This window comes from Caballeronia sp. AZ1_KS37, assembly GCF_023631165.1.
Lineage (GTDB): Bacteria > Pseudomonadota > Gammaproteobacteria > Burkholderiales > Burkholderiaceae > Caballeronia > Caballeronia zhejiangensis.
Genome location: NZ_JALQDP010000032.1, coordinates 72888 through 93027, shown reverse-complemented (window position 1 = coordinate 93027; position 20140 = coordinate 72888). Strand labels below are relative to the sequence as shown.

General features: G+C 62.8%; 19 protein-coding genes. 6 read left to right on the top strand and 13 right to left on the bottom strand.

Features of this window, described 5'->3' with window-relative positions:
• Nucleotides 1-12 precede the first annotated feature (12 nt).
• Complete coding sequence (locus tag NCS00_RS19805; protein ID WP_250440790.1) at nucleotides 13-1389, bottom strand: glycosyltransferase family protein; 1377 nt, start codon at nucleotides 1387-1389, stop codon at nucleotides 13-15.
• A 192-nt stretch (nucleotides 1390-1581) separates the two neighbouring features.
• Between NCS00_RS19805 and NCS00_RS19800 the strand changes: the two genes are divergently transcribed.
• Nucleotides 1582-2130, top strand: coding sequence for a thioredoxin family protein (locus NCS00_RS19800; RefSeq protein ID WP_175982836.1), 549 nt, complete (start codon nucleotides 1582-1584; stop codon nucleotides 2128-2130).
• Here the strand turns inward: NCS00_RS19800 and NCS00_RS19795 are convergent.
• From NCS00_RS19795 to NCS00_RS19785, 3 genes are read right to left on the bottom strand one after another with little or no spacing between them, the layout of a single operon-like run.
• Nucleotides 2127-3527, bottom strand: coding sequence for a DUF6513 domain-containing protein (locus NCS00_RS19795; protein ID WP_250440789.1), 1401 nt, complete (start codon nucleotides 3525-3527; stop codon nucleotides 2127-2129). The genes NCS00_RS19800 and NCS00_RS19795 overlap by 4 nt on opposite strands.
• Nucleotides 3506-4105 carry a flavoprotein gene (locus tag NCS00_RS19790; protein WP_250440788.1) on the bottom strand — a complete coding sequence of 200 codons (600 nt, stop codon included), beginning with the start codon at nucleotides 4103-4105 and terminating at the stop codon, nucleotides 3506-3508. Before NCS00_RS19790 ends, NCS00_RS19795 begins: the two co-directional genes overlap by 22 nt.
• Nucleotides 4102-6159, bottom strand: coding sequence for a sigma-54-dependent Fis family transcriptional regulator (locus NCS00_RS19785; RefSeq protein ID WP_250440787.1), 2058 nt, complete (start codon nucleotides 6157-6159; stop codon nucleotides 4102-4104). Before NCS00_RS19785 ends, NCS00_RS19790 begins: the two co-directional genes overlap by 4 nt.
• A gap of 327 nt (nucleotides 6160-6486) precedes the next feature.
• On the opposite strand from NCS00_RS19785, the gene NCS00_RS19780 reads away from it, so the two are divergent.
• Nucleotides 6487-6978 (top strand): dihydroneopterin aldolase, encoded by a 492-nt coding sequence (locus tag NCS00_RS19780; protein WP_075583615.1) that lies wholly within the window; start codon nucleotides 6487-6489, stop codon nucleotides 6976-6978.
• A gap of 182 nt (nucleotides 6979-7160) precedes the next feature.
• Here NCS00_RS19780 and NCS00_RS19775 read toward each other — a convergent pair whose 3' ends face one another.
• The 9 genes from NCS00_RS19775 to NCS00_RS19735 all read right to left on the bottom strand — a co-directional run bounded on the left by NCS00_RS19775 (nucleotide 7161) and on the right by NCS00_RS19735 (nucleotide 15519).
• Nucleotides 7161-7562: a hypothetical protein gene (locus NCS00_RS19775; RefSeq protein WP_250440786.1), complete on the bottom strand. Its 402-nt coding sequence runs from the start codon at nucleotides 7560-7562 to the stop codon at nucleotides 7161-7163.
• 85 nt (nucleotides 7563-7647) lie between these two features.
• The gene (gene fae / locus NCS00_RS19770) at nucleotides 7648-8157 is read right to left on the bottom strand and encodes a formaldehyde-activating enzyme (RefSeq protein WP_008354351.1); all 510 of its coding nucleotides are present in this window, start codon (nucleotides 8155-8157) and stop codon (nucleotides 7648-7650) included.
• A 172-nt stretch (nucleotides 8158-8329) separates the two neighbouring features.
• On the bottom strand, nucleotides 8330-9187 hold the full coding sequence (locus NCS00_RS19765; protein WP_175982838.1) for a triphosphoribosyl-dephospho-CoA synthase: 858 nt from the start codon (nucleotides 9185-9187) through the stop codon (nucleotides 8330-8332).
• A complete protein-coding gene (locus NCS00_RS19760; protein WP_175982839.1) occupies nucleotides 9174-10103 on the bottom strand; it encodes an ATP-grasp domain-containing protein in 930 nt (309 codons plus the stop codon). The genes NCS00_RS19765 and NCS00_RS19760 overlap by 14 nt, the downstream gene beginning before the upstream one ends.
• Nucleotides 10100-11098, bottom strand: coding sequence for a methenyltetrahydromethanopterin cyclohydrolase (gene mch / locus NCS00_RS19755; protein WP_250440785.1), 999 nt, complete (start codon nucleotides 11096-11098; stop codon nucleotides 10100-10102). Before mch ends, NCS00_RS19760 begins: the two co-directional genes overlap by 4 nt.
• Nucleotides 11095-12270, bottom strand: coding sequence for an ATP-grasp domain-containing protein (locus NCS00_RS19750; protein WP_250440784.1), 1176 nt, complete (start codon nucleotides 12268-12270; stop codon nucleotides 11095-11097). The genes mch and NCS00_RS19750 overlap by 4 nt, the downstream gene beginning before the upstream one ends.
• A complete protein-coding gene (locus tag NCS00_RS19745) occupies nucleotides 12267-13196 on the bottom strand; it encodes an NAD(P)-dependent methylenetetrahydromethanopterin dehydrogenase (RefSeq protein WP_008354357.1) in 930 nt (309 codons plus the stop codon). The genes NCS00_RS19750 and NCS00_RS19745 overlap by 4 nt, the downstream gene beginning before the upstream one ends.
• Before the next feature lie 49 nt (nucleotides 13197-13245).
• On the bottom strand, nucleotides 13246-14298 hold the full coding sequence (locus NCS00_RS19740) for a beta-ribofuranosylaminobenzene 5'-phosphate synthase family protein (RefSeq protein ID WP_008354358.1): 1053 nt from the start codon (nucleotides 14296-14298) through the stop codon (nucleotides 13246-13248).
• 840 nt (nucleotides 14299-15138) lie between these two features.
• Nucleotides 15139-15519: a 4a-hydroxytetrahydrobiopterin dehydratase gene (locus NCS00_RS19735; RefSeq protein ID WP_008354359.1), complete on the bottom strand. Its 381-nt coding sequence runs from the start codon at nucleotides 15517-15519 to the stop codon at nucleotides 15139-15141.
• A 345-nt stretch (nucleotides 15520-15864) separates the two neighbouring features.
• On the opposite strand from NCS00_RS19735, the gene NCS00_RS19730 reads away from it, so the two are divergent.
• The 4 genes from NCS00_RS19730 (at nucleotide 15865) to NCS00_RS19715 (ending at nucleotide 19931) form a co-directional block, all read left to right on the top strand.
• Nucleotides 15865-17676: a methanol/ethanol family PQQ-dependent dehydrogenase gene (locus tag NCS00_RS19730; RefSeq protein ID WP_008354360.1), complete on the top strand. Its 1812-nt coding sequence runs from the start codon at nucleotides 15865-15867 to the stop codon at nucleotides 17674-17676.
• A 112-nt stretch (nucleotides 17677-17788) separates the two neighbouring features.
• A complete protein-coding gene (locus tag NCS00_RS19725) occupies nucleotides 17789-18211 on the top strand; it encodes a c-type cytochrome (RefSeq protein ID WP_250440783.1) in 423 nt (140 codons plus the stop codon).
• 62 nt (nucleotides 18212-18273) lie between these two features.
• A complete protein-coding gene (locus NCS00_RS19720) occupies nucleotides 18274-19185 on the top strand; it encodes a substrate-binding domain-containing protein (protein WP_008354362.1) in 912 nt (303 codons plus the stop codon).
• Nucleotides 19182-19931 (top strand): hypothetical protein, encoded by a 750-nt coding sequence (locus NCS00_RS19715; protein WP_008354364.1) that lies wholly within the window; start codon nucleotides 19182-19184, stop codon nucleotides 19929-19931. Before NCS00_RS19720 ends, NCS00_RS19715 begins: the two co-directional genes overlap by 4 nt.
• The last annotated feature ends 209 nt before the right edge of the window (nucleotides 19932-20140 follow it).

The following is a 20140-nucleotide window of genomic DNA, read 5'->3' as shown; positions in this document are numbered from 1 at the left end:
AACAATTGGGACCTATTTCATGCCTACCGAATCACCGACAGCCATCCCCGCATGTTCCATCTCGGCCCTGCGCAATCGAAGATCGTACGACATGAGCAGCGCCCGCATCTGCGGCGACATGCCGTGATAGTGAACGAGAAAGCTCGACGGCACACGAAAGCCCCACGGCGTGTTGATGTCAACGAGGCTGCATATCTCTTCGCTGCCCAACGATGCCTGCTCCGAGACCGCGCAATTGAAATGCCATTGATCCCCGCCGCCCGATACGAGACTTTGCTTGTCATCGACGTTCTCGACGCTTGCGATGACCCGATCGAGTAGCGCGGCATTCGCAGGCGTGCGGCGAAAGCCCATCACGCCTGAATTGAAAATCCAGGTGCCGACATCGCGCGCAAGAACGAGATCGCGGCTGCTGCAGAAAGACTCGAGTGGCCGGTCGAGATCGTTGACGAGCGTGTCGGCGTCGAGCCAGAAAGCCCATTCGTGATGCGGGAGGTTTTCGCGCAGCAGGAAAGGCTTGACCCAATTGCCGCGCATCGGCAGGCGTTCGGCGATGCGGCGCGGAACCTCGCGATGCACGTACAAGGTATAGCCATGACGTTCGCAATACTCACGCAGGTTCGCTTCTGCGATGCGTCCGTAGATCGCTGCCTCTGGCGTGTAGACGGTCGTGATCGACACGGGCCGTCCGGGATTGCAGGTGCTCATGGCCGTCATCGTGCTTTCATCGGATGCGCCGTCCTCGAACGCACGCGCATGGCTGTTGCGATGTGCATTGAGATGCTCGATGAGCGCTTCCCGCAGCCGGGGATGCACGCATGTTCGCGAGAGATCGGCGTGCTCTTCGGCGATAGCGAGCGCGAATACGCGAAACCGCGGCCATACGGGCATGAGGGGGCCACTGGCGGCGAGCACCGCGTAGATCGGACTCCGCGCGTTACCGCAAACGCGAGGAAACGTGCATGCATCGAAGGCATCGAGCAGGTCGGTTTCGATTGGCGGTATAGGCGATCCGAACCGGCAGCGATTCACGACTTTCAGCAGCTCGGCGCGCACCCGAGCCGTGTTGCGCCAGATTTGAACATCGGGTTGAGGCCGCACGTCCTTGATACGGGTGAGCAGCCAGTCGCGTTCGCCGAGCACGAAGTCGAGCGGCACCGGCTCGACGATCGCAGCGTTCTCGCTCAGCAACAAAACGATCTCGCCCTCTTCGGCGCGGTGCATTTCGGAAAGCAGCGACTCGTACTTGAAGAGCCATTGCGCCGGCGCGTTCCGATAGATGTCTGCCGCGTCGATGACGATATGGCGATACCCATGCAAGGCGGCATAGTGTCGATGATTGTCGAGCGCTGCGCGGGAGGGGTGAAGAAAAAGACTGATGACTTGCATGATGGCGGCGCCGCTCCGTTGAAAGGAGAGCTGCGCGAAGGCTTAAAGGCGTGGAGAAATGTTCAACGGCGGATGCGAAGTACAAAAAACTAAGGATTACGCTGTAGTTTGTGTTGTTAGCGGAACCGCATTTTAGGCTATTTGCAGTCAACCATTGAATAGTTCGAGCAACCTTTTTGGAGCGATGTCATCATGCCTACCGAATCACCGACTGCCGAACTCGGCGCGATCGCATCCGGTTTCGTGCTCCCCGCGACCGACGGCAGCATGCACACACCTCATTCTCTGAAGGGTGAGAACGGCCTCGTGATCGTCTTCATGTGCAATCACTGTCCCTACGTGAAGGCCGCGATGCCGAACCTGATCCGCGATGCGCGCGCGTTGCATGAAATCGGCGTCAACGTGGCAGGCATCAATTCGAACGATGCGGCCGTCTACACCGACGACGCCTTCGATCGCATGATCGCGGTCGCCGAAGAATGGAACCTGCCGTTTCCGTATCTGCACGACGAAACGCAGGAAATCGCGCGCGCGTATGGCGCGGTCTGCACGCCGGAGTGCTTCGGCTTCGACCGCGAATTGCGCCTGAAATATCGCGGCCGAATCGATGCGTCGCGCAAGCAGGCTTTGCCCGATGCGCGCCGCGATCTCTTCGAAGCGATGCGCGCAGTAGCGATAAACGGCGAAGCGCCCGAAGCGCAATATCCCGCGCTCGGCTGCTCGATCAAATGGAAGCCTTAGCTTGTCTTTTTTGTGCTGCCGGGCGCATGCCACGCCATCAGGTCTTCATCGGGCCGATCGACTTCGCATCCCCAATCGAGTTGCTCATCCTGATCGAAGCGCTTGCCCAGCTGCCACGCGATTTCCGCGCGCGCGAGCTGCACGCCGAGGTAGAACGCGTGCCCGCCATCGTTTTCGATCTTCAGCGCGGGATAGAGCGCGAACGGATCGACGGCGACGTGATGCCCGTCGCGGTTATAGACATGTATGCCGTCCGCCGATACTTGCACGCGAAAATTCGGATCGCGCACGGCGGCGGCGAATGCGGCGATCTCTTCGGCATCGTACGGAAACGGCCGCTTTGCGTGCAGCGCGGACAGATCGGCGGATATGCCTTTGGGCAGCGTCTGCGTTTCGCGCGCGGCGTGCATCACGCGACGCGCGACATCGGCTTCGCGAACGGCGCGGCGCGCGTGCAGGCTGACCGACGTCGTCAGCACGGCGGCGATGCGCAATTCCGCCGCCATGCCGAACAACACTGCGTTGATGCCGCTCGTGTCGGCCTCGGTCAGCTCGGTCACATTGCCGACGCCCATCATGATCGGCACTTCGGGATGACGCTCGCGCAACGACACGTAACGCGCGATGGACGCCGCGAGCCCGAACGGAATCGGATCGAGAATCGGATCGGCGAGAAAGGCGCGGCCGCGCCTCGTCATCGCGTCGATTGCGGCATCGAGCGATGCGACGTCCGCGGGCTCGCGCGGCACGAGTATCGGCGTCGAAGCAATTTCATCAGTTATCCATAGCGTATCGACGTTGAGGCTCATCACATAGTCCGCGCCCGCGCGCCCGCCGCGCACGAGTTCCTCTTCACGCATCGAATCGACGCTCACGCGATAGCCTTGCTCTTTAAGCATCGCGACCGCGTCCTCGAGATGAGCAAACGGCGTTTCCGGCAGACAGCCGATATCGATTACATCCGCGCCTTGCCGCTTGTATTCGCGCGCGCGCGCCGCGATGCCGTCGAGATCGAGACGCGGCGCATCGACGATCTCCGCGAATATCTCCGTCTCGTAGCGCGACAGATCGACATGCCGCGCCTCGCGTCCGAAGAATTGCGGCAAGTCCTTCACCTCTTCGGGACCGCGCTCGACCTTCACGCCGTAATGCACGGTGAGGGCGTCGAGATCGCCGCGGCATCGGCCGGGCACGATCATGCGAGTCGTGCCTTCGCTCAAGGGCGTCGCGACGCGCCGGCGGATCATGTCGGCGGTCATCAGGCCCGCGACCTGAAGGCCGATCTCGCGCACTTCCCATGTGAACGGCGATCCTGCGGCCACAGGCGCGATGCTTTCGAGCACTTGCCGAAGGCTCGGCTCCGCGAGCCGTCCCGTCAGGAAGACGATGTGTTCCATGCGAGCTTCAGGTCCGACAGGCGTTGATCGAGCGCGGCTTTGAGATCGTCGAGCGAGCGGGCCACGGTGGTATGCGCGAAGCGCGCGAGCCGCTCGACGTTCTCGAACTCGATCGCGCGCGGCCTCACTTCGACCCATTCGTGCGGGGCGTGCGTGATGACGGAGGGCGCGGTATCGCATGCGAACACGATGCCCGGCACGCATTGCTTGCCGGCTTGCGCATAGAGATTGGTGGGCAGGGTGTCGGAGATGCCGAACGCGCATTTGGCGACGGTGTTGCTCGTCGCGGGCGCGATCACGACCGTGTGATATTCGCCGCTATAGATCATGCCGACGGGCACGCTGCTCGCGCTGTTGTCGCGCAACACCTTGAAGTGCTCGCGCAGTTTCGCGACAGTCCAGCCATAGAGCGGCAGCACTTCCTCGCCGGCAGACGAGAGAAACAGATCGACGCCCGGAAGCTGCCGTGCGAGCGCGATCGATTCCTCGAGCATATGGCCCGAGCCCGTCACGCACCACGCAAAGCGCGCGTCGGGCTTGAACTCGTCGAGCCGGCGGGCGGGCGTGGGTTGCGTCATGCGTCGGATGCGCCCGGCGTATCCTGCGACAGCCGGATATGCAGACGATGCATCTTCCGATACAGCGTATTGCGGCTGATGCCGAGCACCTTCGCGACATTGCTCACGTTCCAGCGATGCTCGTCGAGCAACTGAAGCACGGTCTCGCGCTCCTTGACCTGGATCGCGTTGAGCGACGACGTATCGGCATCGTCGGCGAGATGCGGCGCTGCGGTTATCGGCGTGCGTGCGGCGGTTTGCGTGACCGGCGTGACGCCGTTCGCGATCTCTGGCGGCAGATGCGCGCAGCGAATCTCGGGGCCGTCGCAGAGTGCGATCGCCATCTGCAGCACATGCCGCAACTGGCGGATATTGCCCGGCCACGGATAGTTCAAGAGCGCCTGCTTCGCTTCGGCGGAAAGCGCGGGCGGTTCTTCGGCTTCGGTCTCGAGAATATGGCCGATGAGCGCGAGCGCATCGGCGCGTTCGCGCAGCGGCGGCAGATTGATCTCGATACCGTTCAGCCGGTAATACAGGTCCTCGCGGAACATGCCCGTTTGCACGAGCTCGACGAGATTGCGGTGGCTCGCGCTGATGAGCTGAAAGTCCACCTTCACCGTCGTTTCCGCGCCGAGCGGCGTGACCTCGTGTTCTTCGAGCACGCGCAGAAGACGCGCTTGCAAGGCGAGCGGCATGTCGCCGATTTCATCGAGGAAAAGGGTGCCGCCGTTCGCCTGCACGATCTTGCCGCGACGGCCTTCACGCTGCGCGCCGGTGAACGCACCGGCGCGATATCCGAACAGTTCGCTTTCGATCAGATTCTCCGGCAGCGATGCGCAATTCACCGCGACGAACGCACCGGTTCCGTTAGGGCTGATGCTGTGCAGCGCATTGGCGAAGACTTCCTTGCCGGTGCCTGTCTGGCCGCGCAGGATGATCGGGATCTTCCGCTGGATCACGCGCGCCGCGAGTTGAATCTGCGAGGCCATGCGCGGATCGCCGAACTCCAGATGCGCGAGCTTGTCGAGGCGGCCCGCCGATGCCGGCTCGCGCGCGTCCTTCTTCGACGCTTTGGCGCGCGCGCCGGGCGCGGACAGATCGCGCGATGCCGGATCGCTCATCAGGATGCGCGTTGCGCCCTTCGCGCCTTCGCGCGACGTCTGCGCAGTGAGGAAGAAGCGGCTGTTCGCCTTCGCGCTGTAGACCGTCACCGGATGGAACGAGCCGCGAATGCTGCGCGCGATCATGTCTTCGAGCGACGCATTGAACGCTTCCTCGATGCGCTTGCCGCACAGCTCGGCGGGCGAGCGCAGATCGAGCTGGAAGAGGGCGCTGCGGCTTGCGGCGAGCACGACGCCATCGTCGCTGACGGCGAGCTTGCCCGCATGCAGAGTGCCGACGAACTCGGGCCGGCTATGAAAGTGGATCATGTTCGCGTGCCGGTAGCGCGCATCGATCAGACGATTTTCGATCATCTGCCGCGACATGCCGACGAGCACGAGCGAATGCTGCTGCAACAGCTTCGAGCGGCTCGTGACATCGAGCACGCCGACGACGGTGCCGCGTTCATCGAAGATCGGCGCGGCGGAGCACGTGAGCGATGTATAGCGTGGATAGAAATGCTCGTGCTGACAAACGGCGATGCAGTCGCGCTCGATGAGGCACGTGCCCATGCCGTTGGTACCGGCTTCGCGCTCGCTCCACATCGCGCCGACGCGCAGGCCGTCGGCGGCGACGGCTTCGCCGAACGGCACCGACGACACCTGATGCACGATGACGCCATCGGCATCGACGAGCACGACGGCGAGTTCAGGATCGGCGAGTTGCTGATAGAGCGTCGTCATTTCGAGCTTCGAGCACGCGATGAGATCGCTCGCGGCTTCGCGACGCTCGTTGAGTTCGTGCTGCGCGAGCACGGGCGGCATGACGAAGCGGCCTGGATCGAGCCTGAATTCCGTGAGGCATCGCAGCCACGATTGCGCGACCGAATCGCTGGCGCGGCGCGCGGCCAGCGGATTATTGACGATGTTCAGCACTTCCCGGACATGCGTGTCTACGTCAGCAAGTGACGACATGGGGGCAAGTCTCCGTTGCGCCGCATTCCGGTGCGCGTTTCGCGCGGCCGTTCGACGCCGAATCTGTTGTGTTTTACGCTGGCGCTGCGGCCAATCGTGCCTGAAGGCGCGCCTCGTGGCCGGATGATCGGGAGATTTCAGGTGCTGTCTGCGGACCCGAACGACCGGTTCTCAAAAACTGTACATCCTTAGGCGCGTAGGTTCAATAAGTAGTCGCATAGAGTGATGCGAACGCGCCCGCTTTTTGCTTGCCATTCGCGGATGGATTCGGCGATTGGCGCCGGGTCTCTTTTCTATAAAGGGCCGCATTCGCGCGGTGATGAACATATGGGCCGATTCGAACCGATCCGCGAAGCTGCGTATGTTGCGCCGCAACCTGATGCGTCCCTATCGCATGCTGCAATGGACATCGTTTATATCGAGGGGCTGACGGGGCAGACGGTTATCGGCATCGACAAGAGCGAGCTGCATGATCCGCAGCCGGTGCGGATGAGCCTCGCGATCGGAGTGCCGTCGTTGCGCGCCTGCGTGACGGATCGGATCGAGGACACGGTCAACTATGCGGCAGTGCGGGAGGCGGTTCACGGGCTGCTTGCGTCGCATGGATTGCAGTTGCTGGAGGCGCTGGCGGAGCGCATCGCGCAGATGCTTATCGCGGATTTCGGTGCGCATTGGGTAAGGGTTACGCTGGCCAAGCCAGCCAAGTTCGATGATGTCGATGCTGTGGGTGTTGTGATTGAGCGACGACGTAGCGTCGATGTGCGTGGCGGCGGTTCTGTTAGCCTTGCTTGGATCGGGCGGGGGTATGTGCCGGGGTGATGGGTTTTTGGTTTTTTTCGCTTTTGGTTTTTGGCTTTGGTTTTCGCCGGATCCCGGTTTCGCGTCGGTCTGTTAGCGTTGCCCCTGTGCCGCCCCGCACAGAGGCAGTGCTAATAGACCGACACGATCACGGGATCCGGCGAAATCAAGAGCGCGAGAGAAAACTGCAAGCAAAAAGAACTTCACTTGGCAGCAGCCTTCTGCTGAATCCCACAAGCCTTATAAGCATCCCTCTGCAATTCCCGATACTTTTTGGTTTGAGCCTTCGCGCGATCCACGCGAAACTCTGCCCCACCTTCCCCACCCAACGTAGCGTACTTGGAAAACGTAGATTGCTCGACGTAATCGTCATAAGTAAGCACCTTGGCGATCTTGTCGATCGCACACGAGCACTTGTACACGTTGGCGAAATCGTGCCCGTTATCGTCCATGCATCCGAGCACGTATTCCACGCGCCCTTCGGTCGGATAATCGTGCGTCTTCGCCGGCGGCGGCCCGCCACCCGCGCCTGTCGCGGCGAACGAAAGCGGCGAGATCAGCGAGAGGCAAATAAGCAGCGACAACGCGCAGCAACGTGGGGTCATGCGAAGAGCCTCGTGGTTATGAAACGAACAACGCCAAAACAGCCGGCACGCAAAAGACCCACACGCACCGGCCCCAAACAACAAATCAGCTCGGCGAGAACGGATGCGACATCGTTCCCTTCTTCGATACTACATCCTGGGCCGATGGCTCGCCCGCCACCGCGCGCGCAATCGCTTCCTTCGTCGCCTGATAGTTGAAGTCGTGAATCTTCTGGTCGTTGTCCGCTTCCCAGTGAATGAACACGCCGACGCAAATGAACAGGTCGTCGGCTTCGTCGGCGGGAATGACGCCGCCTTCCACGCTGTCGGCGACAGCCATCGCCACCGCGCGCTGCGCCGGGCCGAACATCTGCACGGCCTGCTTCGCGCCCTTGATCGTCACCTTGTTGAAGAGAATCGTGTTCGGCTTGGTCAGCAGATTCGGCGCAACCACGGCGAGCAGCGACGTGAAGCCGTCCTTGTTGTTCGTGAGCGCGTTGCAGAACGCGGTCTCGGCAGCGGAACCTCGCGGTCCGATGATCAAGTCGATGTGTGCCACCTCGTTGCCATCGCCGACGAGCGACTCTCCTACCAGGACGCGGTTGATCTTGGCCATGCTGTTCCTCCAGTGATGTGTGGTTCTAGGGACTAGCGACTTGCTCTCGACTCGCGACGGGCACCTCTTTAGCCGCGCAAGGCTCGCGGTCCCACCGGATTGCCGATGCGACCGCTCAACCGCGAACTTCCTAACATGTTCCGTGCCAATTTCCGGTCCGCGCGGGCAGACTTCATGCATTCGCCGATGACGTCGTCAACGCGACGAAAAGCGCCGCCACCGCGAGGTCCGCGCTCGTGCCGGGATTGATGCCGCGCGCCTTCAGTTCGGCATCCCATCGATCGAGCGCGGGCGACTCCGCGGGACAACCCGCCGCGTGCCAGTTCGCGCGATGCATCGCCGCATCGCGCGTGACACTTTGCGCCATCGCCGCGCCCTGCTTGCGCACAATGTGCGAATCGGGCCAGCCGGAAAGAAACGTCAGGAACGCTTCCAGCATCGCGCGATGCTCCGTCGCCGACGACACGGCGCCCACCGCATCGAGGCCCGCGCCGAAGATATCGGCGAAACCGTTCTCATACTGACGCGCAATGCTGTCGCGATCCGCCGCGAGCGACATCGCCGCGCGCAAGGTCACGGTCGGCGGCGCATGCACGGGCTGCTCGGGCGCGTCGCCGAGGCCGCCCGGATTCGCCAGCGCGATCGCGCGATACGCGAGGCGCGCATCGTCGACGTCCAGTTCCGCGAGCACGCGCTCGGTCGCCGCGCGCCAGCGCGATGCATCGATCGGAGCGTCGCCATCGAAACGTTCGAGCGCGGCGCACAAAGGCGCGGCGAGCAGCACGATGCCCAGATTCGTGTTGCAGCCGACCGCGTCGAAAGTCCGCCGCACGGCGTCGAGAATGCGCGCGCCCACGCGTGCGCGCGGCGTGAAGAGTCCCGCCGCCGCCGTGCCCGCGCTCGCGATGAATTGCGCCGATGTCATGTTGTGCCCCGCGCTCGCGACGCTCACGTTGCCGGGCTTCCTGGTCTCGACATCGAGCCGGCACGCGCGCAGAAACGCGGTGCGCGCGGCGTCAGACGCGCTCATCGCCGCTGGCGAGCGCAAGCGGGCCTTTCGATGCGGCCAGCTTGCGATCGAGAAAATCGTCGACGAGCAGCGCCGCGATATCGCGCGGCGTCACCGATTGCAAACCGCGCCACGCCGCGACGCCGTTCACTTCGAGCACGACCGGCCGTCCGCCTTCCGCCGGAATCAGATCGACGCCCGCGTAGTCGAGACCGAGCGCCTGTGTCGCGCGCACGGAGATGTCTGCGAGCGCGGGCGTGATTTCGGCAGGCTCGCATTTCGCGCCGCGCGCGAAGTTGTGGATCCAGTCTTCGCCGCCGACGCGCTTCATCGCCGCGACCGCCTTGCCGCCGATAACGAGCACGCGCCAGTCGAAGCCAGGCGCACCCGCATCGACATAACGCTGCAGATACGCGACCTGACTGAAGGGTTCCAGCGACGGCAGCGTCACGCCGGGCTTCTTCAGCCCTTTGCCCTGCGAACCGAAAAGCGGCTTCATCACGACTTGCCGGCCCGCCGCCGCCTCGCGCATCAGCACGCGCTGCGCATGCGACGGCGATTCGCTTGCCCACGTCGCGGGCGTCGGCACGCCGTATCGGTTGAGCAGAAAGCTCGTCATCGACTTGTCGACGCTGCGCTCGATCGCGCGCGCATCGTTATAGACGGGCACGCCGCTCTCGCGCAGCGCATGCAGGATGCCGAGCCGCAACGTCACCTGCTCGAACGTGCCGCCCGCGATGCCGCGCACGAACACCGCGTCGGGCAGCGTGTGGCCGAAGCCGGGAATCGCGAGACCGTGCGGCTTCCATGTCGTGTCGATGCGGCAATCCGCGAGATCGACGCAACGCGCTTCGACATCGCGCGCGCGGAATGCTTTCTTCAGGCGGCCGGTGTGCCAGCCTGTCTCATCGGTCATGATGGCGACGCGCAAGCTCATGACGCGCTCCATTGCGCGTCGAGCAAAGGCTTGTCGACCTTGCCGCCGTGATACGTCGCGCCGCTTTCGAGACTCGACACCCACGCTTCGGCGGGCGCGAAGAGCGCCGGATCGATCTGATAGAAGTCGTAGTTGAACGACGTGAAGATCTCCGCGAACGGACGCCCGTAATCGCGCGCATTCGACGACGGCAATTCGGCGGCGAGCCGCTTCGCGACCGCGTCGCTTTTGACCGTCAGATGCACGCGGCCGCCGTAGAGGATCGCGTCGTTGGTGCGGCCCATCGCCTGGATGCCGTCGGGCGCGGGCGGCGGAAGCGGCGCGCTGCCGCTGCCTTCGACGATCTCCGCGAGATCGACGCCCAGCACATGCGTCTTGTGCAGCGCGACTTCCACGACACGCGCGACGACCTGCACCGTGCCCGCAACAGACTGTGTCGGCGTCACGGCGATGACGAGCTTGTCCGGCGCGAGGCCGCAATCGTTGAGCACTTTGTCGATGACAACTTGCGGCGGCAGCCGGTCCACTTCCATCACGAGCGCACCGCGATCGTGGCGGTCGCGATAGCCCAGTTCGTCGAAGAGCGGTTCCTTGCACGCGAGCGCGCGCGCCGGCCCCGAGCCGAGCGAGAAAAATTTCTTGCCGCCCGTTTGCTCCTTGGTCGCGGAAAGGCTCCAACCCGCGTACTGACTCGCGAGGCACGCGAGCACCGGGTTGCTCGTATGCACTTCGATGAAGCTCGGCCAAAGCGGTGCATCATCGAACGCGCTGCGCCGCGCGACCCGCCCGAGCCCGCCCATGCAGATGCGCGCGATCAGGATGCCCGCGTCGGCGCTGCCTTTGGCGTTCACGCCCGCATCGACGATGACGGTGCCGCCATCGGTGCGCGTGGCGTCGACGTGAAGACGCGCGGCATCGTCGATGAGACGCGCGACGAGCCGCTCGCTCGATGCGTTGACGCTCACCGCCGAATCCGCCTGGAAAGTTGAAGTCATGGTCTCGATAAGAGTTCGATGCGTTGCAAAAGGCGCGCATGCTCGCGATCCAGCGCGTCGCGCAGATCGGAGAACGCGGGCGCGGACGCGGTCATCGTGCAGACCGGCTGGCCCGCTTCGATGCGCGCGCCGGCGAGCGGGACGTCGTGACACGCGGGATCGTCGAAACATGCGTCGCTGAACGCGGGCGACGCCGTGAAGCCTTCGTGCGCGAACACGACGCGCTGCCCCGCATGGAGCGGCGGGGTGCGAGCGGCGGTATCCGGCGCGTGCGGCAGCTCGCCGTGCAGACACGCATCCAGATGCGCGCCGATCAAACCGCGCGGCCAGGCGTCGGGCCAGGCGGCTTCATAGAGCGCCATCGTCGATGACGGGCGCGTGTTGATTTCGAGCACGCTGAACGTGTCGCCGTCGAGCAGAAAGTCGATGCTGTTCAGCCCCGTCAGATCCGTTTGCCAGACGATTCGATCGATCGCTTCGACGATGCGCGCCGCGATGCGCGCGGACAATCGCACCGGCCCGAGCGAGCCCGCGTGCACGAAGGGCAGACGTCCCGCCGCGACCGTCAGTTGCTCCGCGAAGCCGATGACCGCCGCCTCGCGATGCGCGGCGACGAAAAGCGCGGACATCGAACGGCCCCGCGCGAGCCGCTGAAAATACGCGCCGGCGGGCGCGCGCCCGACATCATCGGCCCATTCGATATGCGTGCCGCCGCAGCCGTCCGAACGTTTGACGAGCCAGCCGCTGCGATCGGCGGGCGGCGTGTAGCGCACTTCCGGATGCGCGATGTGCGCTTCGTCGAGCAGCGCGAAGAAGCGGCGCGGATCGCGCACCGCCGCCGCCTGCGCGCCGTTGCCGATGAAGCGCGGCATGTGCGGCGCGCGGCTCAGTTCGCCCGCGAGCGGCTCCAGTCCGCTCGTCACGATGAGACCGAGCATGCGCGGCAGGCGCGCGGCGTGTTCGAGCGCATCGAAGAGACGCGCGCGATCGATCGACAGACCCTTGCCGCCAATATCGAACCACATGCCCGCGTGCTCGCGCGTGTCGCGATCGCCGAAGATATCGAGCGCGACGACGTTCAGTCCCGCGCGCGCCGCCGATTGCGCCAGAAGCCGCGCCGACAAACCCGCGACGGCGATGCGCGGTGCGCGGGATAGCTCGCCTGCGATCATGAGCTTTGTCCCGCGACGATCGCGCGGGCTTCGTCGAATGCTTCGGGAAAGCCGAGATAAACGGGCTTGCCGCCGGTGCGCATGCGCAAAAACAGCCGATGCTCTGCCTGATATTTGACGTTGCCGATCGCGAGCGCGCCGATGCCGACCGCGTCCGCGCGCGCGGCGCCCGCGAGCGGCTTGCCGTCGTCCATCACGTTGACGCCGGCGATGCCTTCGGGCGGCACGGCGTTCACATCGGCGGCGATCAGCAGGTTTTTTGCGTGGGCGAGATCGGCGGATGTCATCACCTGTACGCCCGCGACCGCCGTCGCGAACACGACTTCGGCGCGCGCGAGTTCGCGATGCAACTGATCGGGCGAGCCGGTCGCGACGCCCGAAGTCGCGATATCGAAGCGGCGATTGATTTCGTCGCTCACTTGCGTCGCGCGCGACTGGCTCGAATGGCTCGCGACGACGACATCCGCGCCGAGCGATGCGGCCATCGCCGCGGCCACGCGTCCGACCGCGCCGGTGCCGCCGAGAATGAGCACGCGCTTGCCGCCGAGATCGACGGAATGCGCGGCGCGCAGATGCTTTTCCGCGAGCGCGACGAGCGCGGCGGCGGTCGTGTACGCGCCGCTCGGATCGGCGAAGACGGAGACTTCGAACGGCGGGACCATCGCGTTGCGGGCTTTTTCGAGCATGTCGGCGGCGAGCATCACGTCGCGTCCGCCGATGAAGATGCCCGTGCGCGACACGCCTTTTGGCCCGCGCGAGAAGATCGCGTCCTGCGTGAGCTGCACGACGATGTCTTCATCGACATTGCAGTAGGGCACGAGGATCTGATAGCCCGCGTCGGCGGCCATGTTCACATCGAACGGACTCATTTGCGGCGTGCTGGTGAACATGTGCAGGACGTAGGGTCTTTCGGTGGCTTCGGGCATGGCGATGGACTCGTTGGGCGTGGTGGATGGTTCGATGTGCGTTCCGTGCTCAGGCCGCGTCCGCGCCGTGATGACGATGACCCGCCGCACGCCACGTCGCGCCGCGATTGCGTCCGGCGGCGATCGTGAACGCGAGCGGTGCGCCTTGCGAGACGCGCTGCGCGGCGGCGAGCGCGCGTTCGGCGTCCTGCGCGCTCGCGACGAACGCGAAGCCGACCGGCCCCCACGATGTCTGTCCGATGCCCGCTTTCTGCTCCGCGGCGACGGCTTCGAGCGCGCGCGCGACGGCGGGGCTCGCGAACACGCCGCCTTGAACGGGCGCGAAGTATTCGCCGATGGTGTGTTGCAGGTCGCAGATGGCGTCGGCGTAGGTGTCGAAATCGTGTTCCGCGACGGCGGGCAGGACGCGCATCAGCACGAGATGCGAAAGGTGCGCGGCGAGCGATGCGGGGAAGGGTGCGAGCGATGCGAGGCCGCGTTTCTCTTCGTCGCCGTGGAGGCCTTCGCGCGAGGTGTCGTCGATGAGCAGGACGCGCCATGCGTCCGGGAATGGCTGGCGGGCGATGAGCGGCGGCAGTTTCGTCGTGGAGGTGTGGCGGGTATTGCGCGCGTCGCGGCCGCCGTCGACGATCAGGCCGCCGTGATCGAAGCCGTGTATGCCGATGCCGGAGCGCGCGCCTCGCGCGAGGATTGTGGCGATATCGGCGGTGGTGGCTTCGTGGCCTCGTACGCGGGCGTAAGCGGTTCCCAGGGCCAAGGCCAGCTGCGTGCCGGAGCCTAAGCCCGTGTGGGCGCGCGGGGTTTCGTGTACCTCGATGTCGATCGTTGGGCCTTTGCCCAGTGCTGCTTCCAGTTGCTCGACGTGGTGTTCGATGCGTTCGCGTTGTGCTTCGGTGGTTGCGCCTTCGATGTGCGCATCGCGTCTGGATGCTGGTGCTTGCCTCGCCGTTATGCGCGTGCCGTGCGCGTCGATCGCAAGACCCACGCTGCCGAAGACGCGGCCCAGCGAGCCATTCGGATCGATGAAGCCAAGATGCAGGCGCGCAGGCGATTCGACTGTGATCGCCGTGGGCGGCGAGATGCGTGCTGGTTGAGTCGGCATCGGGATGGGCTTCCTTTTTCTTGGTGGGATTTTTTTGGGGCCTTTGGGTTAGGCAAATCCTGTACCAGTTTTTTGTTTCGCCGGATTCCGTGGTCTGTCGGTCTATTAGCGTTGCCCCCTGTGCGGGGCGGCACTCGCTTTCCTTGCTGTAGTCGCCGGATCCCGGTTTCGCGTCGGTCTATTAGCGTTGCCCCTGTGCGGGGCGGCACCTACTTTCTTTGCTGCTGCAAAGAAAGTAGGCAAAGAAAGCAGCTTTTCAGGCCCGCGGTCACACGCAATTTGGGTAGTTCTCTCGTCACAGGCGGCACTCGCCTAAAGAGTGCCCTCATCACAATAACGGGGCTTGGCTCGCGCACGGTCCGCCGCCCAATAACTTCGAGGGCGCTGGTTCAGCACGAAATAGCATCGGCACAGCGCTACGCGCTGCCGCTGGGTCTGCAAGGGAAACCATCGGTTTGCGCGCGCAGTGCGATAAAGATGTTAGTAGCGAAGCACGCGCCGACCGGATAGACCGGTCGGCCGCGAAGCGGGCTGGAGCTATTTGGTGCTGAACCAGTTTGTTGTGTGGTGCGATGTGACAGACCGTGCGCGAGCCAAGCCCGATGGGGCCTATGAGGGCACTCTTTAGGCAGCCCACGATGGACGAGAGGACTACCCAAATTGCGTGTGACCGCGGGCGTATCGGAAGCTGCTTTCTTTGCTTACTTTCTTTGCAGCAGCAAAGAAAGTGAGTGCCGCCCCGCACAGGGGCAGTGCTAATAGACCGACACGAATACGGGATCCGGCGAAAGCGAAAGCGAAATCAAAAGCGGAACCGAAAGCAAAAGCAAAAACAAAACCTCAACCCTCGTCATACTTGATATAGCGGAAGCGCTGATCATCCGAGGGAGTGCCCTCGAGCGGCCCATCCTCCTTCCCGGGCTGCCATTGAATGACCTCTTCGATCTTCGAAGCAAGAGCAAAGTCCTTATCCGTGATGCCTTTAGCGGAATGCGTCTTGAGCTTGACGATGACGAACGCATAAGAAACCGTGAGATCCGGATGATGCCAGGCCGCTTCGGCAAGATGCCCCACCGTATTCACGACCATGAGCGTCCCCTTCCAGCTTTCGGTCTTGAACTTGCGCCTGAGCCACCCATCCTCGACATACCAGTGCTTGAGCACACCGGTCAGACGCTGCTTGATCTCCTCATCGGAATAGACCTTCTCGGCTTGAGCCATGGCGAAGCCTCCGCAAAGTTATCGACGCAAGACCCAGTATGCGCCAAACAAAACATGCTGCATCGCGTCATGTCACACGCGCCGCATGACTGTTCGCGTATTTGACACAGTATGTGTCGCCACCCGACAGGAATTCGTCCACTAACGACAGCATCACCCGTCAAACTCCCGATTTAAAGCAACAAAAGTTAAACCGGCATGGAATATGCAATTGGCCTCTCTACGCAAACGTCCGGCCATGTACTGGACGAAGCGCAACTCGTTACCTGCATTTGAAGGCGCGCACGATGCAACCCGGTAGCGTGGTCATCCCTGGGTCGGAGGCATCACCATTCTGGAGGAGACATGAACTTACGCACCCTGGTTCTTGGACTGGCGGTGGCAGCGACGGCAGGCCTGAATTCTTATGTCGCTCAGGCCGACTCGCAGCTCGACAGCCTGATCAAGAATCCCTCGAACTGGGCGGCGCAAGCGGGCGATTACTCGAATCACCGCTATAGCACGCTCAAGCAAATCAACGAAAACAACGTCGGCAAGCTACAGGTTGCCTGGACCATGTCGACTGGAGTGCTGCGCGGTCATGAAGGCTCGCCGCTCGTCATCGGCGACACGATGTATATCCACTCGCCCTTCCCCAACAAGGTTATCGCCATCAACCTGAAGGATCAGACCTTCATCTGGCAATACCAGCCCAAGCAGGACAATCAGGTCATATCGGTGATGTGCTGCGATACGGTCAACCGTGGCCTTGCATATGGCGACGGCAAGATCTTCCTCCAGCAAGCCGACACCAAGCTCGTCGCGCTCGACGCAAAAACCGGCGACGTCGTATGGACCGCGACCAACGGCGATCCGAAGAAAGGCGAAACCAACACCAACGCGCCGCACGTTTTCGGCGACAAGGTCCTGACCGGCATCTCGGGTGGTGAGTTCGGCGTGCGCGGCCGTATCGTCGCGTACAACATCAAGGACGGCAAGGAAGTCTGGAAGGCCTACAGCACCGGTCCCGACAACGAAATGCTGATGGACCCGCAGGCGACCATGACCTGGACCGACGGCAAGATGACGCCGGTCGGTGCCGACTCGTCGCTCAAGAGCTGGCAGGGCGACCAGTGGAAGTACGGCGGCGGCACGACATGGGGCTGGTACGCATGGGATCCGAAGCTGAATCTCATCTACTACGGCTCGGGCAATCCGGGCACATGGAACCCGACGCAGCGTCCGGGCGACAACAAGTGGTCGATGACGATCTTCGCGCGCGATCTCAACACGGGCCAGGCGAAGTGGGTCTATCAGATGACGCCTCACGACGAGTGGGACTATGACGGCGTCAACGAGATGATCCTCTCGGACCTGAACATCGGCGGCAAGACCGTGCCGGCGATCGTTCACTTCGACCGCAATGGCTTCGGCTATACGCTGAATCGCCAGACGGGCGAACTGCTCGTCGCGCAGAAGTACGACCCGGCGGTGAACTGGGCCGATAGCGTCGATCTGAAGAGCGGCCTGCCGATTCGCAATGCGAGCTACTCGACGCAGAAGGCCGGTCCCGATCACAACGTGAAGAACATCTGCCCCGCAGCGCTCGGCTCGAAGGATCAGCAGCCGGCCGCATTCGATCCTGGCTCCAAGCTCTTCCTCGTGCCGACGAATCACGTCTGCATGGACTACGAGCCGTTCCAGGTCGATTACGTGTCGGGTCAGCCGTTCGTCGGCGCGACGCTCTCGATGTATCCGGGCCCGAACGAGAAAGGCGCGATGGGTAACTTCATCGCGTGGGATGCCTCGAAGGGCAAGATCGTGTGGTCCAAGCCGGAGAAGTTCTCGGTGTGGTCCGGCGCGCTCGCGACCGCAGGCGGCGTCGTGTTCTACGGCACGCTCGAAGGCTACATCAAGGCAGTGCGCATCAAGGACGGCAAGGAGCTGTGGAAGTTCAAGACGCCATCGGGCGTCATCGGCAACGTGTTCACGTACCAGTACCAGGGCAAGCAGTATATCGGCGTGTACTCGGGCATCGGCGGCTGGGCCGGCATCGGCATGGCGGCGGGTCTCGAGAAGTCGACGGAAGGCCTGGGCGCGGTCGGCGGCTACAAGGAGCTCGCGAAGTACACGGCTCTCGGCGGCACGCTCTTCGTGTTCGCGATTCCGGGCGGTTGATGTTTCTTCGATGTGAATGAGTCGATGTGCGATGCGCGGCGGCTGCAACGGCCGCCGCGCCGCAGCAACACGAAGCACCTCATATACAAGACATGTTCAAGGAGTCAGACGTATGAAAGGCCGATCACTCTTGATGCTGACGATGACGCTCGCTGCTTCGTCCGCTTCCTTTGCACAGACGCCGCCTGCGATGCCTGCGCAAATCAAGCCGGTCGCGTATAAGGTCGTCGATGGCAACAAGGTAGACAGCGACACGCTGCAGGGCTGGAAGACCTGGCGTGCGCTCGCGTGCGAACGCTGTCACGGGGCGAAGCAGGAAGGGATGGTCGGCCCGTCGCTGATCGATGCTTTCAAGACGCTCGACAAGAATGAGTTTCATCGAACCGTATTCGGCGGTCGCGTGGACAAGGGTATGCCCGACTTCAGCGCGAGCCAGATGATGCAGAAGAACTGGGAGAACCTCTATGCGTATCTGAAGGGGCGCTCCGACGGCAAGATCAACCCGGGCGATCTGCAGGCAATCGATGCAAAATGAAGACGTTGCATGGCCGATTGGCGGCTGACGTCTGATGATTGCTCTCATACCCGGAGGTGTCGATGTCTGATCGTAATGCAAGCCGCGCCGCTTCGTTCCGATTCGTAGCCACGTTATGCGCGGCATTCGCGACGTTCTCGGCGCAACAGGCGTTCGCGCAAGGTGCGCTCGCTCCGCCGCCCGATCTGCCGAACAACGATGGCGCGGACGGTATCCTGCGCGTGTGCGCCGATCCGAACAACATGCCGCTCTCCAACAAGAAGGGCGAGGGTTACGAGAACAAGATCGCGAGTCAGATGGCGAGCGATTTCGGCTACAAGCTCGAATATACGTATTGGCCGCAACGCATGGGATTCGTGCGCAACACGCTGCGCGAGAAAGTGCCGCAGACGGAGCGCTTCAAATGCGATCTGATCATCGGCGTGCCGAAGGGTTATGAATTGACCGCGACGACGCGTCCGTATCTGCATTCCACTTACGCGATGGTGTTTCCGAACAAGCCCGAATACGCGAGCATCAAGACTCCATCGGATCTGATGAATCTGCCGCCGGATCAGTTGAAGAAAATGAAGCTCGGCGTCTTCGTGAAGAGCCCCGCCGTGGACTGGCTGCTTCGCCATGATCTGATCGCTCAGGCTGTGTCGTATCAGGGGCAAAGCGGCGATCCCGAGGCGTTTCCCGGCGAGATGATCGAACGCGATCTGGCGAAGGGCGACGTCGATGCGGCTTTCGTATGGGGGCCGATCGCGGGCTATTTCGCGAATCGTTCCGATAACAAGGTGCGTCTCGTGCCGTTCCCGGCCGGTCAGCCGATTCGCTTCGACTATGAGATTTCGATGGGCGTGCGTTATGGCGAAAAGGCGTGGCGGGACAAGGTCGATAACTGGATTGCATCGAACCAGCCGAAGATCGATCAGATTCTGACGAGCTATCAGGTTCCATTGTTGCCGTTGCAGCCGGAAAGCGCGCAATGAAGCGGATATACGCGGCTTCTCTTTGCGCGTGGGTTATCGCGCTGGGCAGTGCGATGCCGCGCGTCGCGATGTGTGCGGACGCGCCCGTGGCTTCGGCGCCGACGTCCGTCGATATCAAGCCCGCTGAGCAGTTGCTCTTCATGCAGCCGCATATGACCGGTGTCGAGGCGCAGACCGAGCTCGATTACGCGGTGGATTATTCCGGGCCGCCGTCGAAGGTCAATGACACGTTGCGCGTGCTCGTCGTGAGTCAGGGCAACAGTAAGAACGACGCGAAGGTTTCCGATCGGACGGGGAATGTCAACGTGCCGGGCGGCTTGCCTTGCAATCCGGTAATCATCTATTTTCTGGAGCATGACATCGCGGAGATGGAGCAACTGACGGGCGGTCAGCGGCGCTATTTCCAGCAGCGCGTGAGGATGGCGCTTGCGGCGGGGCCTGCTATCACGCCGGTGTCGAGCGAAGCGCTCGGGCTTGGCAAGCATGCGAAGGCGCAGCAGATCGTCATTCAGCCTTATTTGAACGATCCCAATGCCGAGCGGTTCACCAAGTACCTCGCCAAGCGCTATACGTTCGTCATGGCCGATGACGTGCCCGGGCGATTGCTCATGATTCGCACCGAAGTGCCCGGTGATGGGAACGATTTTGCGCATCCGCTGCAGAAGGAGACGATTGCTTTTCAAGGGACGTTCAGGAATATGGGCGCGCCGGGGAAGCCCTCGAATGCGCCTCGGGCTAGTCGGTGATTTTTTTTCTTCTTCGCCGGATCCCGTTTTCTTAGTGGTCTATTAGCGTTGCCCCTGTGCGGGGCGGCACTCACTTTCTTTGCTGCTGCAAAGAAAGTAAGCAAAGAAAGCAGCTTTTCAGGCCCGCGGTCACACGCAATTTGGGTAGTTCTCTCGTCACAGACGGCACTCGCCTAAAGAGTGCCCTCATCACAATAACCGGGCTTGGC

Bases quoted from the DNA above. Each gene is read 5' to 3' on its own strand.
- NCS00_RS19800 (WP_175982836.1), top strand. From the start codon at position 1,582: ATGCCTACCGAATCACCGACTGCCGAACTCGGCGCGATCGCATCCGGT.
- NCS00_RS19785 (WP_250440787.1), bottom strand. From the start codon at position 6,159: ATGTCGTCACTTGCTGACGTAGACACGCATGTCCGGGAAGTGCTGAAC.
- NCS00_RS19730 (WP_008354360.1), top strand. From the start codon at position 15,865: ATGAACTTACGCACCCTGGTTCTTGGACTGGCGGTGGCAGCGACGGCA.
- NCS00_RS19805 (WP_250440790.1), bottom strand. From the start codon at position 1,389: ATGCAAGTCATCAGTCTTTTTCTTCACCCCTCCCGCGCAGCGCTCGAC.
- NCS00_RS19795 (WP_250440789.1), bottom strand. From the start codon at position 3,527: ATGGAACACATCGTCTTCCTGACGGGACGGCTCGCGGAGCCGAGCCTT.
- NCS00_RS19735 (WP_008354359.1), bottom strand. From the start codon at position 15,519: ATGGCTCAAGCCGAGAAGGTCTATTCCGATGAGGAGATCAAGCAGCGT.
- mch (WP_250440785.1), bottom strand. From the start codon at position 11,098: ATGACTTCAACTTTCCAGGCGGATTCGGCGGTGAGCGTCAACGCATCG.
- NCS00_RS19765 (WP_175982838.1), bottom strand. From the start codon at position 9,187: ATGAGCGCGTCTGACGCCGCGCGCACCGCGTTTCTGCGCGCGTGCCGG.
- NCS00_RS19715 (WP_008354364.1), top strand. From the start codon at position 19,182: ATGAAGCGGATATACGCGGCTTCTCTTTGCGCGTGGGTTATCGCGCTG.
- NCS00_RS19780 (WP_075583615.1), top strand. From the start codon at position 6,487: ATGGGCCGATTCGAACCGATCCGCGAAGCTGCGTATGTTGCGCCGCAA.
- NCS00_RS19760 (WP_175982839.1), bottom strand. From the start codon at position 10,103: ATGAGCTTGCGCGTCGCCATCATGACCGATGAGACAGGCTGGCACACC.
- NCS00_RS19725 (WP_250440783.1), top strand. From the start codon at position 17,789: ATGAAAGGCCGATCACTCTTGATGCTGACGATGACGCTCGCTGCTTCG.
- NCS00_RS19790 (WP_250440788.1), bottom strand. From the start codon at position 4,105: ATGACGCAACCCACGCCCGCCCGCCGGCTCGACGAGTTCAAGCCCGAC.
- NCS00_RS19740 (WP_008354358.1), bottom strand. From the start codon at position 14,298: ATGCCGACTCAACCAGCACGCATCTCGCCGCCCACGGCGATCACAGTC.
- NCS00_RS19750 (WP_250440784.1), bottom strand. From the start codon at position 12,270: ATGATCGCAGGCGAGCTATCCCGCGCACCGCGCATCGCCGTCGCGGGT.
- NCS00_RS19745 (WP_008354357.1), bottom strand. From the start codon at position 13,196: ATGCCCGAAGCCACCGAAAGACCCTACGTCCTGCACATGTTCACCAGC.
- fae (WP_008354351.1), bottom strand. From the start codon at position 8,157: ATGGCCAAGATCAACCGCGTCCTGGTAGGAGAGTCGCTCGTCGGCGAT.
- NCS00_RS19720 (WP_008354362.1), top strand. From the start codon at position 18,274: ATGTCTGATCGTAATGCAAGCCGCGCCGCTTCGTTCCGATTCGTAGCC.
- NCS00_RS19775 (WP_250440786.1), bottom strand. From the start codon at position 7,562: ATGACCCCACGTTGCTGCGCGTTGTCGCTGCTTATTTGCCTCTCGCTG.